General features: G+C 35.5%; 18 protein-coding genes. 12 read left to right on the top strand and 6 right to left on the bottom strand.

What is annotated here, in order from left to right; all coding sequences use genetic code 11:
- Positions 1–77 precede the first annotated feature (77 nt).
- Complete coding sequence (locus LPB89_RS00355) at positions 78–734, top strand: 4'-phosphopantetheinyl transferase superfamily protein (protein WP_230699769.1); 657 nt, start codon at positions 78–80, stop codon at positions 732–734.
- A gap of 95 nt (positions 735–829) precedes the next feature.
- On the opposite strand, the gene LPB89_RS00350 is transcribed toward LPB89_RS00355, so the two are convergent.
- From LPB89_RS00350 to LPB89_RS00340, 3 genes are all read right to left on the bottom strand, one after another.
- Positions 830–1,228 carry a group III truncated hemoglobin gene (locus LPB89_RS00350; protein ID WP_230699768.1) on the bottom strand — a complete coding sequence of 133 codons (399 nt, stop codon included), beginning with the start codon at positions 1,226–1,228 and terminating at the stop codon, positions 830–832.
- Positions 1,225–1,512, bottom strand: a complete 288-nt coding sequence (locus LPB89_RS00345; RefSeq protein WP_230699767.1) for a hypothetical protein — start codon at positions 1,510–1,512, stop codon at positions 1,225–1,227. The genes LPB89_RS00350 and LPB89_RS00345 overlap by 4 nt, the downstream gene beginning before the upstream one ends.
- An 81-nt stretch (positions 1,513–1,593) precedes the next feature.
- Positions 1,594–2,190: a Crp/Fnr family transcriptional regulator gene (locus tag LPB89_RS00340; protein ID WP_230699766.1), complete on the bottom strand. Its 597-nt coding sequence runs from the start codon at positions 2,188–2,190 to the stop codon at positions 1,594–1,596.
- A gap of 94 nt (positions 2,191–2,284) precedes the next feature.
- On the opposite strand from LPB89_RS00340, the gene LPB89_RS00335 reads away from it, so the two are divergent.
- The 5 genes from LPB89_RS00335 (at position 2,285) to LPB89_RS00315 (ending at position 8,603) form a co-directional block, all read left to right on the top strand.
- On the top strand, positions 2,285–3,010 hold the full coding sequence (locus LPB89_RS00335; RefSeq protein WP_230699765.1) for a geranylgeranylglyceryl/heptaprenylglyceryl phosphate synthase: 726 nt from the start codon (positions 2,285–2,287) through the stop codon (positions 3,008–3,010).
- Between the two features lie 20 nt (positions 3,011–3,030).
- On the top strand, positions 3,031–3,654 hold the full coding sequence (gene pnuC, locus LPB89_RS00330) for a nicotinamide riboside transporter PnuC (protein WP_230699764.1): 624 nt from the start codon (positions 3,031–3,033) through the stop codon (positions 3,652–3,654).
- Positions 3,615–5,729, top strand: a complete 2,115-nt coding sequence (locus LPB89_RS00325; RefSeq protein WP_230699763.1) for a DUF4301 family protein — start codon at positions 3,615–3,617, stop codon at positions 5,727–5,729. Before pnuC ends, LPB89_RS00325 begins: the two co-directional genes overlap by 40 nt.
- Positions 5,729–6,133, top strand: a complete 405-nt coding sequence (arfB, locus tag LPB89_RS00320; protein ID WP_230699762.1) for an alternative ribosome rescue aminoacyl-tRNA hydrolase ArfB — start codon at positions 5,729–5,731, stop codon at positions 6,131–6,133. The genes LPB89_RS00325 and arfB overlap by 1 nt, the downstream gene beginning before the upstream one ends.
- Before the next feature lie 280 nt (positions 6,134–6,413).
- Positions 6,414–8,603 (top strand): TonB-dependent receptor, encoded by a 2,190-nt coding sequence (locus LPB89_RS00315; RefSeq protein ID WP_230699761.1) that lies wholly within the window; start codon positions 6,414–6,416, stop codon positions 8,601–8,603.
- 55 nt (positions 8,604–8,658) lie between these two features.
- Here the strand turns inward: LPB89_RS00315 and LPB89_RS00310 are convergent, their stop codons facing one another.
- On the bottom strand, positions 8,659–9,072 hold the full coding sequence (locus LPB89_RS00310; RefSeq protein ID WP_230699760.1) for a hypothetical protein: 414 nt from the start codon (positions 9,070–9,072) through the stop codon (positions 8,659–8,661).
- Between the two features lie 155 nt (positions 9,073–9,227).
- On the opposite strand from LPB89_RS00310, the gene greA reads away from it, so the two are divergent.
- Together greA and LPB89_RS00300 are read left to right on the top strand one after the other, a co-directional pair.
- Positions 9,228–9,704, top strand: coding sequence for a transcription elongation factor GreA (greA, locus tag LPB89_RS00305; RefSeq protein ID WP_029271926.1), 477 nt, complete (start codon positions 9,228–9,230; stop codon positions 9,702–9,704).
- A gap of 74 nt (positions 9,705–9,778) precedes the next feature.
- The gene (locus tag LPB89_RS00300; RefSeq protein WP_230699759.1) at positions 9,779–10,168 is read left to right on the top strand and encodes an HIT family protein; all 390 of its coding nucleotides are present in this window, start codon (positions 9,779–9,781) and stop codon (positions 10,166–10,168) included.
- An 88-nt stretch (positions 10,169–10,256) separates the two neighbouring features.
- Here the strand turns inward: LPB89_RS00300 and LPB89_RS00295 are convergent, their stop codons facing one another.
- Entirely contained in the window at positions 10,257–11,414 is a 1,158-nt protein-coding gene (locus LPB89_RS00295) for a PAS domain-containing sensor histidine kinase (RefSeq protein WP_230699758.1), read from the bottom strand.
- 159 nt (positions 11,415–11,573) lie between these two features.
- On the opposite strand from LPB89_RS00295, the gene LPB89_RS00290 reads away from it, so the two are divergent.
- The 4 genes from LPB89_RS00290 (at position 11,574) to LPB89_RS00275 (ending at position 14,467) form a co-directional block, all read left to right on the top strand.
- Positions 11,574–12,449 carry a flavin reductase family protein gene (locus LPB89_RS00290; RefSeq protein ID WP_230699757.1) on the top strand — a complete coding sequence of 292 codons (876 nt, stop codon included), beginning with the start codon at positions 11,574–11,576 and terminating at the stop codon, positions 12,447–12,449.
- Positions 12,450–12,479: 30 nt separating this feature from the next.
- Positions 12,480–12,851, top strand: a complete 372-nt coding sequence (locus tag LPB89_RS00285; RefSeq protein WP_230699756.1) for a DUF3127 domain-containing protein — start codon at positions 12,480–12,482, stop codon at positions 12,849–12,851.
- A 181-nt stretch (positions 12,852–13,032) separates the two neighbouring features.
- Positions 13,033–13,671, top strand: coding sequence for a leucyl/phenylalanyl-tRNA--protein transferase (aat, locus tag LPB89_RS00280; protein WP_230699755.1), 639 nt, complete (start codon positions 13,033–13,035; stop codon positions 13,669–13,671).
- 1 nt (position 13,672) lies between these two features.
- Positions 13,673–14,467, top strand: coding sequence for an MOSC domain-containing protein (locus LPB89_RS00275; protein ID WP_230699754.1), 795 nt, complete (start codon positions 13,673–13,675; stop codon positions 14,465–14,467).
- Here the strand turns inward: LPB89_RS00275 and LPB89_RS00270 are convergent.
- Positions 14,464–15,174, bottom strand: a complete 711-nt coding sequence (locus tag LPB89_RS00270) for a HesA/MoeB/ThiF family protein (protein WP_230699753.1) — start codon at positions 15,172–15,174, stop codon at positions 14,464–14,466. The genes LPB89_RS00275 and LPB89_RS00270 overlap by 4 nt on opposite strands.
- Between the last annotated feature and the right edge of the window lie 149 nt (positions 15,175–15,323).

Genomic DNA, 15,323 nt, shown 5'->3' with positions numbered 1-15,323 from the left:
TTAGACCCTAAAATTATATGTACTTGTATGACTTATATGGTTTAGAAAATTAAACCGCATAAAACATAAGAGAACGAATGCCTTTATATAAAACAATACAATTCAACGAAACAACCAAAATCTTAATTTGGGAAATAACCGAATCCTTTGACGAGTTATTGAGCAAAGTAGTATTGAAAGAGAAGACGAAGCTGCGATTGAACGGAATGAAATCCCAAATGCACCAGCGTGCCTTTCTGAGCGTTCGGATGCTGATTCAGGAAATGGGTTTCACGGATCATGATTTGCATTATGACGAGTTTGGAAAACCTTATTTCGATTGTCATAATTACATTTCCATAACACATTCGTATCATTTTGCAGCAATCATCGTCAGCCATGAAACGGTTGGAATTGATATGGAATTACAACGGCAGAAAATTACTCGCATTGCCGATAAATTTACGGATTTCGAATGTGATTATTTAAAACCGGACCCTATTGAGGAATATGTAAAAAAACTCACTGTAATCTGGGGAGCTAAGGAAGCTATTTTTAAAATCAGGAACGAAAAAGGTATCAGTTTTAAAGACCATATTAAAGTTGAAGATTTTTCTTTAAACAAAAACCAGGCAGAAGCGAGCCTTCATTTTGATGATCTGGTCAAAGATTTTGAGGTATATTATAAGGAAATCAAGTCAGATAATTTTGAAGGACAGTTTACTTTGGTCTATGCTTTTGAGAAACAGGATTGAATGAAATTCCAAATTTTTGGCTTCAGGAATAAGCACAATCTTGTCATTCCGGGGAACGAGGAATCTCCCCAAGAAACTCCGCAAAGAGAGAGCGACTAAATTTTAGTTTCTGTCTTACGATGCTCAAACATACTTACAAGCAGGAAAGTTCCCATTTTTCGGGCACGTCTCTTTAGTGTTTCTGCATTTTCGCCTTCAAAGTGTTCTTCTAAGGTCTGAAACCAATAGTTCAGCCAGATTCCAAATTCGTTTGAAGTGATTTTTCCATCAAAACGGGCATCGACTTCATTGTGTACCGCATGTGGATTGCCTTTGTATTTTTTAACCGCAAATAAGTTGGTCTCCCAAAAATCGGTTAGTTTTTCCAGATGTGCCTCCCAGTCTTTTATGATTGTATTAAAATAAAAGCCGATTTCCTGATCGGCTCTTATTTTAGCATAGAACTGATGAACTAAAAAAGAAATATCAGTTCTGTTTTCGATTTGTTTTTTCACAGAATGAAATTATTTAAAATGATAAGAGATACACTTAAAACGGCGCTTAGAATCAAAAGATTAAAAACGATTTTGTGTTTCATCTGTGCCAGTATTGAAGTGTTTACAAAAATACAGGCTAGTACAATAATGGCCAGCTGAATCATTTGGGGAACAGAAGTTCCATTTGCTAAAACGTACATGGCAGCGGCACCACCTAAACAGCTCTGACCAATTACCGCCATTGCAGCAGAACCCATGTAACTTTTATTGAAATTTTCGAATGTTGTTTGATATAGTGTCATGATATTGAGATTTTTATACCGCAAAGATACGCTCACAATACCGCTGCGTTTTATGACTTAAATCATAAAACGGGAACTTTTTTATCGGTATACTTTTCTGTTTATAATCTTCAAAACACCTTTTTTTTCCAATGTTTTAATAGTCCGAATAACGGTTTCTACACGCAAACCGGTTAAATCTCCAATCTGCTGCCTTGTAAAATTGATGAGGTAGCCGTTTGGATCTTTCTTAAAATTAAAATACGCTATTCCGTGATCAATAAGTTTCAAAACACGATGTTCGGGTTCCTGAGTAGACATTTCGGCTGCCATAACCGATTTATAATAGAGCCGCTGTGCTAAATTTTCAATTATTCGAATGCTTACTACCGGATTTTCCTCCAGTAACTTCATAAAATCGGATTTTGGAAGACAAAGAACCTGGGTTTCTTCAACGGCAACTGCGCTTGCGGGATATTTTTGATTTAAAAATAAAGGCGGTTCTCCAAAAGACTGATCTTTATAGAAAATTCCCTGAATAAATTCGCGACCGTCATCATTGTAATTGTTCATTTTTATTTCACCCGAGACAATCTGATAATAATGGGTAGGTAATTTTCCTTCTTCAAATACAGTTGAGGCTTTCTCGTAAAATTTCTTTGAGGCTCCATATTTTTCTAAAAGATCGGCAGCAATCATAATTTGTTTCTTAGGTTGTCAAAAGCGTTACACAAATATAATTCATTCAAAATAGTTCTTGTGCATTAAAAAACTTTTACTTTTACGCCCGATTATGAGACAAAAAATACCCAATATTTACCAGCAAATTATTCAGGCCAAGACAGACGGGCAAAAACTGCTTGCTATTCTTCTGGATCCGGATAAAATTGTCTGGGAAAATTTAGAGGATCTTTTGTTTAAAATAAACCAATCACCGGCAACTCATATTTTTGTGGGGGGAAGTATCGTCACGACTACCATTTTGGAAGAATTAATGACGGAATTAAAACAAAAAACGAACTTGCCCGTTGTTATATTTCCGGGAGATCCGTCACAGATTTCACCGCAGGCCGATGCTATTTTGTTTTTGTCTTTATTGTCCGGTCGAAATGCGGATTATTTAATAGAATATCAGGTGCAGGCAGCACCAATCCTGAAAAAAACAAATCTGGAAGTCCTGTCGACAGGATATATTTTAATAGAAAGCGGCAACGAAACTGCCGTAGCAAGAGTGAGTAAAACACAACCGCTGGATCGTAAGGATCTTGATCTGGTTTTAGCAACAGCACAGGCTGGCGAAATGTTAGGGAATAAATTGGTCTATCTTGAAGCCGGAAGCGGAGCAAAAAAAGCTGTACCGCTGGAAATGATAGCGTTAATTGCTCAAAATATTGAAATTCCCATAATTGTTGGCGGAGGAATTGTAGATTTGCAGGGAATTCAGGAAGCCTACAATGCAGGTGCAGATTTAGTAGTGATTGGAACTGCTTTTGAGAATAACAGTCATTTTTTTGATTAAAAGAACTTAAAAAAATATAAATGTTTGAATATTTTTTTGCTCAATACAGAGATTACCCAACATTAGATATAATCTTGGAAATTGTTGCTGTAATTTTCGGTTTACTAAGTGTTTGGTACGCTAAAAAAGATAATATCCTTGTTTTTCATACTGGAATTGTCAGTACATTAATTTATGTGTATCTACTCTGGAAATGGACTTTATGGGGCGATATGATGATTAATGGTTATTATTTTATAATGAGCATTTATGGATTGTATCATTGGACAAGAAAAAAAGGAGATGTAGTAGAATTTCCTATTTCCAGAGCAACAAAAAAGGAAATTATAACGGGTATTGTTATTTTTATTGCAACTTTTATATTTGTGTCCCTGGTGTATCATTTTTTCAATAAGTTTACCAATTGGTATTCGTATGTTGATACGTTCTTAACGGGTGTTTTCTTCGTAGGAATGTGGCTTATGGCTAAAAGAAAAATTGAAAATTGGATATTATGGATTATAGGAGATATTATATCTATTCCGCTATATTTTGCTAAAGGAGTTACTTTTACCAGTTTTCAATATTTAGTATTTACAATTATTGCCATTTTTGGCTATTTAGAATGGAGAAAAATCTTAGACAGCAAAAAACAGCTATCCTGAAAATTGCTTTGTTTGGCCCTGAAAGTACAGGGAAAACCACATTGGCAAAACAGCTTGCGGAGTATTACGAAACCGAATGGGTTCCGGAATTTGCGCGTGATTATTTGCAGGAAAAATGGGAAGAGAACCAGCATATATGCACAGCAGATGATATGATGCCTATTGCTTACGGGCAGGTTGCATTAGAAAATGAAAAACTTTCTTCCGCAAATAAATATTTGTTCTGCGACACCAATCTTATGGTTACCAAAGTTTTTTCAGAAATGTATTATGGGTTTTGTGATCCGCTCCTGAACGAAGCTGCACTTGAACATGATTATGATTTGTTTTTTCTTACCGATATAGATGTGCCCTGGGAAAAAGATGACATCAGAGATACGCCTGACGGAAGAGAAACGGTGTTTTCTGTTTTTAAACAAACCTTAATCAAAACCAAAAAGCCATTTATTACCCTTTCTGGCGATAAAGAAAATCGTCTGGCAAAAGCTACCGCTATTATTAATACGCTTACAATTGCCAAAGGAAAAGGTTTTTCATCTGCTGATTTTGTTGAGATTTATGAACATGGAATTCCTTTTGAAAAAATAATAAAACAACTGGAGATTTTTAAAAACGGAATTGCAAAAAGCAATTTAATAAGTCCTGCAACCATAAATAATGGAATTTTAAGCCTGACAGAAAAAGATTTTGAGGAAAAAGCTGCTTTTTTTGATCTTCGGAAGGAGAGATTGAAATTGAAAAAATTTGTTCCGGCATCCGGAGCCGCAAGCAGGATGTTTAAGTTTTTAACTTCTTTTCTGAACGATTTTGATATTCAGACAGAAACTATAAATGCCTATATCAATAGAAAAAAAGACAGCAATCTGTCTATTTTTATTGTAGCGATGGACAAGTTTCCGTTTTTTGAAGCTTTGGATAAAAAGCTGAGAGAAGTATACCCTGATTTTGAAACGCTGGATAGAGATTATAAAAATTATTATTTTATAAAATTACTTTTATCGCCTGATTATTTTGACTTTGCAAACAAGCCGAAAGCAGTTTTGCCCTTTCATCAGTATAACACACATATTGCAATTCCGATCGAAGAACATTTAAATGAATGTGTGCATTACGCTACGGCAAATCAGATTTCCAATTTGCATTTTACAGTGTCGGAAGCGCATCAGAATCAGTTTGAAAAAGCTGTTGAAAGTGTTAAAGAAAAAATAGAAAAAGATTCGGTCACACAAATAAATATCGGTTACTCCTACCAAAACAGGAGTACAGATTCCATCACGGTTGACGCTAAAAATAAAATTGTAAGAGATAAAAACGAATCATTAATTTTCAGACCTGGCGGACATGGCGCATTAATTGAAAATTTAAATGAACTGGATGCAGATATTATCTTTATCAAAAATATTGACAATGTAATTCAGAACCATATTGATAAAATCACACTCTACAAAAAAGCTTTAGCCGGAATTTTAATCGAAATTCAGGAAAGCGTTTTTAGTTATCTGAATATTATAGAAAGGCAGGAAATCGACGAAGAACATATTGATGATGTTGTTCGTTTTTTAACTAAGAAACTTAATATCCAGATGACCAGGGATTTTAACAAGTTTACTTTTGAGAATAAAATAAATAAGATTAAACGATTATTAAACAGACCCATCAGAGTTTGCGGGATGGTTAAAAATGAAGGAGAACCGGGCGGAGGGCCTTTTTGGGTGATGAATGAGAAGGGGAAAATCTCTCTTCAGATTGTAGAGACATCACAGGTAGATTTAACCAATAAAAAGCAACTCGAAATCTTATCGGCAGCCACACATTTTAATCCGGTAGATTTAGTTTGTGGGATAAAGAATTATAAAAATGAAAAATTTAATCTGAACGAATTTGTGGATTCGAAAACAGGTTTTATCGTAGAAAAAAGTGTTGACGGAAAAACAGTAAAGAGTTACGAATTACCCGGTTTGTGGAATGGAGCAATGGCCAATTGGTTAACGATTTTTGTTGCGGTTCCGTTAATCACTTTTAATCCTGTAAAGACAGTAAACGATTTATTGAAACCAGCACATCAGCCCCAATAATGGATACGGAAAAAATCATATCAGAATTAAGTTTTAAAGCTGTCAGAAGCAGTGGAGCAGGAGGGCAAAATGTAAACAAAGTGTCTTCAAAAGTTGTCCTGACTTTTGATCTGAATACTTCGCAGGCTTTATCTGAGGAAGAAAAAGAGCTTTTACGAACCAATATTTCAGCACGCCTGACTTCTGAAAATATATTAATTTTAAATTGTGACGAAGACAGAAGTCAAATTAAAAACAAAGATATTGTTGTAAAACGTTTTTTAGAAATTATCAAAAAAGGATTATTCGTTCCTAAAATCCGCAAGGCGACTAAGATTCCAAAGTCTGTAATTAAGAAGAGAATTAAGGACAAAAAGAATATTTCTGAGATAAAACAATCCCGCAGAAAACCGAATTTGGATTAAATTTCAATTTATAAGTTCCAAATTCCAATGAAATTCATGCAAAATGATTTTTGGAATTTGGAATTTCAGTTCTTGGAATTTCATTTTTAAAGTTTACATTTGCACTGTCTCAAAGGGGTGCTCTAAATAACGAGCTGAGATCATACCCAAGGAACCTGAGCGAGTAATGTCGCTAAGGGAAAAAACGACAAATTTAGCGTATATACTACATTTTGTCGTGAAACAATTTTATTAATTTAACAAAAGAATAATTCCCCCTTTTATTCGTAATTTTTTACGGATGAAAACTATTATTAAAAGTGCTGAGGTACTAAGTTACAAAGGTTTTAAGGTTCAAAATGTAACCGGAACCAAATCTATTTTCTTTCTTTTATTTTCTATTTTCTCAACTCTTTTTTCTTTTGCTCAGGAGCGGGATTCAACAAAAGTGAATCAGCTTGACGATGTATTGGTTTCAGCGGTTCGTGTTACGACAAAAACACCGGTTTCCTTTAGCAATATGGATAAGAAGGAAATTAAATTCAGAAATCTGGGTCAGGATATTCCAATTCTTATGAATTATTTACCATCTGTAGTGACAACTTCAGATGCCGGAAACGGAATGGGATATACCGGAATACGCGTACGTGGAAGCGATGCGACAAGGGTCAATGTTACGATTAATGGAATTCCGTATAACGATGGAGAAAGTCAGGGAACGTTTTGGGTAAACATGCCTGATTTTGCTTCTTCAGTGGAGAGCCTGCAATTACAGCGTGGTGTTGGGACTTCAACTAACGGATCGGGAGCTTTTGGGGCAAGTTTAAATATGCTGACCGATAATTACGCTTCTAAACCGACCGGTGAAATTTCAAATTCTTTTGGGAGTTTCAATTCCCGTAAACATACGGTAAAATTCAGTACAGGTTTATTAAACGATCATTTTGAAATTGCCGGACGTTTGTCGGCTTTAAAATCTGATGGATATGTTGACAGGGCAAGTTCTGATTTAAAGTCTTATTTCCTTCAGGCGACATATGTAGGTAAAACTACTTTGATCAAAGCCCTGGTTTTTGGCGGAACAGAGAAAACCTACCAGTCCTGGAACGGAATTGATGGCGAAACTTTAAACACGAACCGCACCTACAATTCCGCGGGAAAATTTACAGATGAGGCCGGTAATATTCGGTTTTATGACAATGAAACGGATAATTACAAACAAGACCATTATCAATTGCACTGGAGCGAATCGGTTTCGGATAAATGGAGTACCAATCTCGCGCTTCATTATACAAAAGGGCTGGGCTACTATGAAAATTATAAATTTAATGAACCAGTGGAGGGTTATGGAGCAATCCAGCCCACTAAAATGGTGGAAAATGATAATGGTGATTTAGTTCCGGGAACGGATTTAATTCGTCAGAAATGGCTGGACAATGATTTTTACGGAACGACTTTCTCTGTAAAATATAAAGATGAAAAACTCGATATTATTTTTGGCGGAGGCTGGAATAAATATGAAGGGGATCATTTCGGAAAAGTAATCTGGGCAAGAAATGCTTCAATAACAGAATTGGGAGATCATTACTATGACGATTTTTCAGCCAAAACCGATGGTAATATTTTTGCAAAGGCCAATTATCAGTTCACCGAAAAATTAAGTTTCTACGGAGATTTACAATACAGAAGGGTAACCTATAAAGCAAACAGTTACGAAACGGGTGTAGTGGATGATGAGTTTAATTTCTTTAATCCGAAAGCAGGATTAAATTATGAAATCAATGCAAAAAACACCTTGTACTTCTCTTATGCACGAGCCAATCGGGAACCAAACCGAACAGATTACGAAGGAGGGAATGTAAAGCCGGAGAAACTAAACGATTTTGAATTAGGCTGGCGATTTAATAGTGAGAAATTCCAATTGAATTCCAACTTCTATTACATGGGGTACAAAGATCAGTTAATCCTGACAGGAAGACTGGACGATGTTGGATCTCCGATTCGGTCTAATAGTGAAAAAAGCTATCGTTTAGGCCTTGAAGTTGATGCTACGATTGTACTTTCGGAGAAATTCATCCTGCGTCCCAACTTTACCTTAAGCAATAATAAAAATGTAGATCTTGCCGTTGAAGGACAGAATTACGGAACAAAAGATATTGCATATTCTCCCTCAGTTATTGCCGGAAATATTATTGTTTACAGCCCGATGGAGAATTTGCATCTTTCCTTATTGCAGAAATTTGTCGGAGAACAATACATGAATAATATCGAATTACCGGAAGCCAAACTGGCTGATTATTTTGTAAATGATCTGAATGTTTCTTATGAGATAAAACCAAAAACAGTTTTCAAATCCATTATGGTGACAGGTTTGGTCAATAACTTTTTAGACAAACAATATGTTTCAAACGGAGCGATGTACGATATATATCCGTACTATTATCCTCAGGCAGGAATCAATTTCCTCGTTGGACTGACGTTGAAATTCTAATCTATTCACAGAATAAAAAAGCCTGAAAATTTAAAACTTTCAGGCTTTTTTATTTTTAGTTATAAACGTGAAGTACCATTCCGGCAACGTCTACTTTATATTGTTTTAGCGGATATTCCTTTCCACCCAGACCCGTAAACAGATTGTATTCTGCTTTATCACAGGAACACACAGCATTAATGCCTTTAATCGTCATTGCGACGCAGGAAGACAATTCCTGATTCGGGCATGCTGCATCGAAAGCAGTATAACCGCTGCCGGTATTAAAAATAATAATCCCCTTTGCTCCAAAACCGGATACAATAACACCACTGCTTGGATATTTAAGATCTGAATAAGCAGGTAAACTCATATTTACAGATAAATTAACAGAATAATTCGGAATGTAAGGATTATTATTACTGCGTTCTTTATCGCTACAAGATAAAAACAGCGAAGTCAATACAATGAATAGACAGATTTTTTTCATTATTTTAATATCAATTAGTGAAACAAAATTAAATTATTTAGATTTGAATTCTATATGATTAACATATAATTATGTACTATAAAAAATAATAGTATATTTGTAATAAGAAATCCCGTCCTGATGGGATTTTTTGTATTTATATAAACGATGAAGTTATGAGTAAAGTATCTTATTATACAGCAGAAGGATTAAAAAAATTAAAAGATGAATTGGAGCATTTAAAAAGTGTAATGCGTCCAAAGGCATCTCAGGATATAGCGGAAGCAAGAGACAAAGGTGATTTATCTGAAAATGCAGAATACGATGCAGCTAAGGAAGCCCAGGGATTATTAGAAATGAGAATTGCTAAGCTGGAAGAAGTATATTCTAATGCGAGATTAATAGACGAATCACAATTAGATGTTTCTAAAGCATTGGTGCTTTCAAATGTAAAAATCAAGAACCAAAGCAATGGGATGGAAATGAAATATACATTGGTTGCAGAGAGTGAAGCAGATCTTAAAACCGGAAAAATCTCGGTAACTTCTCCTATTGGAAAAGGCTTACTTGGGAAATCGGTTGGAGAAGTAGCTGAAATCACAGTTCCAAACGGAGTTTTGAAATTCGAAATCCTTGAAATCTCAAGGGACTAAATTATAAATGTTTATTCGTTAAATCGTTTATTTGTTTAATCGATTTAACGAATAAACGGTTTAACAAATAAACAATGTCAACAATATTTACCAAAATAGTCAACGGAGAAATTCCGGCTTATAAAATCGCTGAAGACGATCATTATCTTTCTTTTTTAGATGTAAATCCAAATGCAAAAGGCCACACGCTTTGTATTCCAAAACAGGAAATCAATAAGATTTTTGATATGGATGACGAACTGTATTTAGGGCTGATGAAGTTTTCTAAGAAAATAGCAATTGCTTTAGAAAAAACAGTTCCCTGCAAAAGAGTCGGAATGGCAGTTGTAGGTCTGGAAGTGCCTCATGCACACGTGCATTTGATTCCGTTGAACGAAATGGATGAAATGCGTTTTCAAAACAAAGTATCGTTTTCTAAAGAAGAATTTGAGGCTCTTGCCAAAAGTATTCAGGCGAATTTGTAAAACATAAGAGGCTTCGACTTCGCTCAGCCTGACAGTTTCGACTTCGCTAAGCGTGACATTCAAACATAAATAAAAAAGTGCAGTAAATTTACTTTTGCTGCACTTTTTTATTGAACTGAATCTGAAAAGTAGTTCCTTTTCCGATTTCAGAGTTCAAAACCTTGATCTTTCCGTTATGGTATTCCTCTACAATTCTTTTTGTTAAGGAAAGTCCCAATCCCCAACCGCGTTTTTTGGTCGTAAAACCAGGCTCAAAGATCGTTTTAAACTGATTTTTCGGAATTCCTGTACCGGAATCTTTTACAATTATTTTCACATGATGATTATCCTGCTCAATCTGGAGGTCTAAAGTCCCTTTTCCCTTCATGGCATCAATGGCATTTTTTACCAGATTTTCGATGGTCCAGCTATGTAGTATTGGATTGATCATAATAAAAATGGGATCTTTCGGAATATGGTGCGAAAAAGTAACCTGTTTAGAAAAACGGGATTGTAAATACTCATAACTATTTAAAGTCTCGGTAACGATATCATGAAGCTCCAGAACCGGAACAGATCCGATTTTTGAAAAACGATCGGTAATAGTCTGGAGGCGGTCCACGTCTTTTTCAATTTCTACCGTAATTGACTGATCTATTTCTTCCGTTTTTAAAATTTCAATCCAGCCGATCAGGGAAGAAAGCGGTGTTCCGATCTGGTGGGCCGTTTCTTTTGCCATTCCCGCCCAGAGCTTATTTTGAATAGCCATTTTGGTGCTTTTGTAAAAATTATAAATCAGGGCACCAAACAAAAAGATAATCAGCAATAAAGCAATCGGATAATATTTGAGTTTATTAAGCAAAGCCGAATTCCCATAATAGAGTTTCTGATATTTTCCGGGCGCATATTCAAAAACGATTGGTTCGTTTTCGTTTTGCAGGTTATTCAGAAAAGACATTGATTTTTTTTCATCCTGTAAGACCGTTTCGGGGACATTTCTGGTCGTCAGGATTTTGTCGTACATCGTCAGGATTACGGGAATAGAAGTGTTATTGCTGGAAATCTGAAGCGGAAGTTCCAGATCGGTATTCTCATCAGCGTTGATTAATGCAATCTGTGCGTTCGCCAGGAGTTTCATTTTTATCCTTTCCTCATTTTTGAAAATTTGAAAAAACGTATACGTATTCCAGAGAATCAGGGAAATGATTAAAAAGGAGATGCTGATGATAACCCAACGGGTAGTATTTCTTCTGTCCGAAAAAAACATATCTTAAATTTTGAGGTATAAATATAACGAAATAAACACATTTAATATTTTGCGGACCGCGAAAGATTTTTGTTTTTTAAGTCTAAAACTATTTCTTAGTCAGTAACGATTTCTATACTTTTGTAGTACCGGAAAGAGATTCGGTTAAAAAGGAAAAATATGATCAGTATTAACCCAAAAGAAATTCCGACTGCAAAATTGCACGGCTATCTGCAGAGCGCCATTGGACCGAGACCTATTGCTTTTGCCAGTACAATTAGCGAAAAAGGAATTCCGAACTTATCACCGTTCAGTTTCTTTAATGTGTTTAGTGCCAATCCGCCGATCCTGATTTTTTCACCTGCACGACGTGTTCGTGACAATACGGTCAAACATACCTTAATCAATGCCGAAGCAACCCGTGAAGTAGTGATCAATGTGGTCAATTATGATTTGGTGCAACAAACCTCTTTAGCCAGTACCGAGTATGGAGAAGGCGTAAACGAATTTATCAAGGCCGGTTTAACACAAATTCCTTCAGATCTGGTAAAACCGTATCGCGTAAAAGAATCCCCGGTGCAATTTGAGTGTAAAATCACGCAGATTATTCCATTGGGAACCGAAGGCGGAGCAGGTAACCTGATTCTGTGCGAAGTGGTAAAAATTCATATTCACGAAGCTGTTCTGGATGAAAACGGAGCGATCGACCAGCACAAGATTGATTTGGTTTCAAGATTGGGAAGTAATTGGTACTCAAGGTCAAACCAGGGACTTTTTGAAGTACCCAAACCACTTACAACTTTAGGGGTCGGAGTAGACGTGATTCCGAATTTTATCAGGGAAAGCGCCGTTTTTGACGGAAATGACCTTGGGAAACTGGGAAATATTGAAGCCTTGCCTACAAAGGAAGAAGTTAGTATATTTGTGAAAGAAAACTTTTCAGTGAAAGGAGTCCTAAGCTCCGATGATCAGGAAAAAATACATTTAGAGGCCAAAAAATACCTCAATAATGATGATGTCGTATCGGCCTGGAAAGTGCTTTTAGCAAAGAAATAAGAAAAGAATCAATAATTAATATAAACGAAGATGGAAGTTACAGGAAAAGTAAAAGTGGTTAACCCGGAGCAACAAGTTAGTGCCTCATTCAAAAAAAGAGAATTAGTTGTTACTACTGATGAGCAATATCCACAACATATTTTAATCGAATTTACACAAGATAAATGCGATTTGTTAAGTAGCTATAAGCAAGGAGAGGCAGTAAAAGTTTCTATCAATTTAAGAGGAAGAGAATGGGTTAATCCACAAGGAGAAACCAGATATTTCAATAGTATTCAGGGTTGGAGAATCGAAAGAGCAGGTGCTGAGTCTCCTTCACAAGCTCCGCCAATGCCTGCTGCAGAAACTTTTGCTCCGGCTACAAATGTAAATAACGACGAACCGGACGATTTGCCGTTCTAAAAATTTAAATTACAAAAATTATAAATTCCAAATCCCAAATCAGTAACGTATTTGGAATTTGGAATTTTGTTTTTGCAAATATTTTGTGTCATTTCGACCGAAGGCAGAAATGACATAAAAGTTGGAATTTGTAATTTCAATATTGGAATTTCCCTTTTAATTTTATTGGAGTTTTTTAAAAATGTATTATTTATCCGAAGAGTTCTTTTTTCCTCCCGTTTCAGAAGCCGATGAAGAAGGAATTCTTGCCATTGGTGGTGATCTGAATCCGGAACGTTTGCAATTAGCCTATAAAAGCGGTGTTTTTCCGTGGTTTAACGAAGGAGAACCCATCCTTTGGTGGTCGCCGGATCCAAGAATGGTTTTGTTTTTAGATGAATTAATAGTGTCTAAAAGCATGCGGAATATTTTGAATAGAAATATATTTAAGGTTACTTTTAATCAAAATTTTAAAGAAGTCATTTCAAATTGTCAAAACATAAAAAGAGAAGGCCAGGACGGAACCTGGATTTCTAATGAAATGATTGATGCCTATTGTCAATTACATGCAGGGGGAATTGCAAAATCAGTTGAGGTCTGGCAGGATGAAGTTTTAGTTGGAGGCTTGTACGGAATTGATCTGGGACATGTTTTCTGTGGGGAAAGTATGTTCTCAAAAGTATCCAATGCATCAAAAGTTGCTTTTATTGCGTTAGTTGAATATTTAAGGAATAATAATTATAAACTTTTGGACTGTCAGGTTTATAATCCGCATTTAGAAAGTTTAGGCTGTTGCGAAATTGACCGCAAAGTATTTATGTCTATTTTAAAAAGTGAATAAAATGAGCGCGATTCATATTGTAAAAGAAATTTATATCTATCCAATAAAAAGTCTGGCAGGAATAAGTTGTAAAAATGCGCTGGCAGAAGAAATGGGTTTCGAAAACGATCGAAGATGGATGTTAGTTGATGCAGAAAATCAGATGATAACACAGCGGGAACACCGGATCATGAGTCAGTTTTATCCGCAGATTTCAGATGGAAAAATCAGTATTACTTTTCAGGATAAAAAGCATGAATTTTCTATTGATGAACATTTGGAAAACCCGCTGGAAGTGAATGTCTGGGAGGATAAAAGCGAAGTTGTTGAAGTAAGTAAAGCAACTTCAAAATGGTTCAGTGAGCATTTGGGTTTTGAATGTAAATTGGTCAAAATTATCAAAATTGGAAATCGCAAACATGAAAGTTCAAAATTAAAAGAAACATTCAACGTAAGCCTTGCGGATGGTTATCCGTATTTGTTGGTAGGAACGGAAAGCATGGATTTTTTAAATGAAAAATTAAAAGATAAAATCACTGTTTTAAGATTTCGCCCAAACATTGTTATAAGTTCAAAAAAACCTCATGAGGAAGATGATTTTGACACTTTTAAAATTGGCGAAGTACAATTTAAAAACGTAAAACCCTGTGGGAGATGCATCATGGTCAATAACGATCCACAGAATGGAGCCCTGAAAAAAGAGCCTCTTAAAACTTTAAGTACCTACAGAAAAGCTGAAAATTTAGTTTTTTTCGGGACTAATATTGTGAGTTTAAACACTGGAATTATAAACGTCGGAGATGAGATTGTCTTCTAAAAATTAAGTTTTGTAAAATGCCAGTCCAGCGTGTTAAAAAGGACTAATTCATTTCTTAAAGTGGGCAAATCTAAAATCAATTTAAGCGTTTCGTGCGCCATCATAGTGCCAATAATTCCCGGTAAAGTGCCCAGAACACCATTCAGATTACAATTCGGCACCTCTTTCGGATCTGGCATTTCAGGAAATAAATCGCGCAAGTTTTTACTTCCGTTATGATTGAAAACTGCAATTTGCCCTTCAAATTTTAAAATGCTTCCGTAGACCAGAGGTTTGTGAAATTGTACGCAAGTGTCGTTTATCAAATAACGTGTTGAAAAATTATCAGACCCATCAACAATAACATCGTATTGCTGAATGATTGTTGCTGCGTTTTCAACTGTCAACTTCAAATTAATAGCTTCAGCCTCAATTAACGGATTTAATTTAGAGACAACTTCTTTCGCAACAACTGCTTTCTCTCTTCCGATTTCGTTTTCAGTATATAAAATCTGTCGGTGAAGGTTGTGAATCTCAATCGTATCAAAATCCATGATTCCAATAAATCCGACGCCAGCCGTTGCAATATATTGTAAAACAGGACAGCCTAAACCTCCGGCTCCAATAACCAGAACTTTGGCTTTTTTGAGTTTTTCCTGACCTTCATCACCAATTTCAGGAAGAATGGTTTGTCGGTTATACCGCAGAAATTCTTGTATAATGCTCATTTTAGATTGTAGAATTTAGATTGTAGATTTTAGAATTTAGATTGTAGATTTTAGAATTTAGAATTTAGATTTTGGAATTTGGAATTTGGATTTTGGAATTTGAAATTTGGAATTTGAGATTTGGATTTTGAGATTTGGATTTTGAGATT

It is taken from the genome of Flavobacterium sp. ENC (assembly GCF_020991415.1).
Classification (GTDB): Bacteria; Bacteroidota; Bacteroidia; order Flavobacteriales; family Flavobacteriaceae; genus Flavobacterium.
Note: the sequence above shows the minus strand (reverse complement) of the source record. Positions and strands in the feature narration are given on the sequence as shown.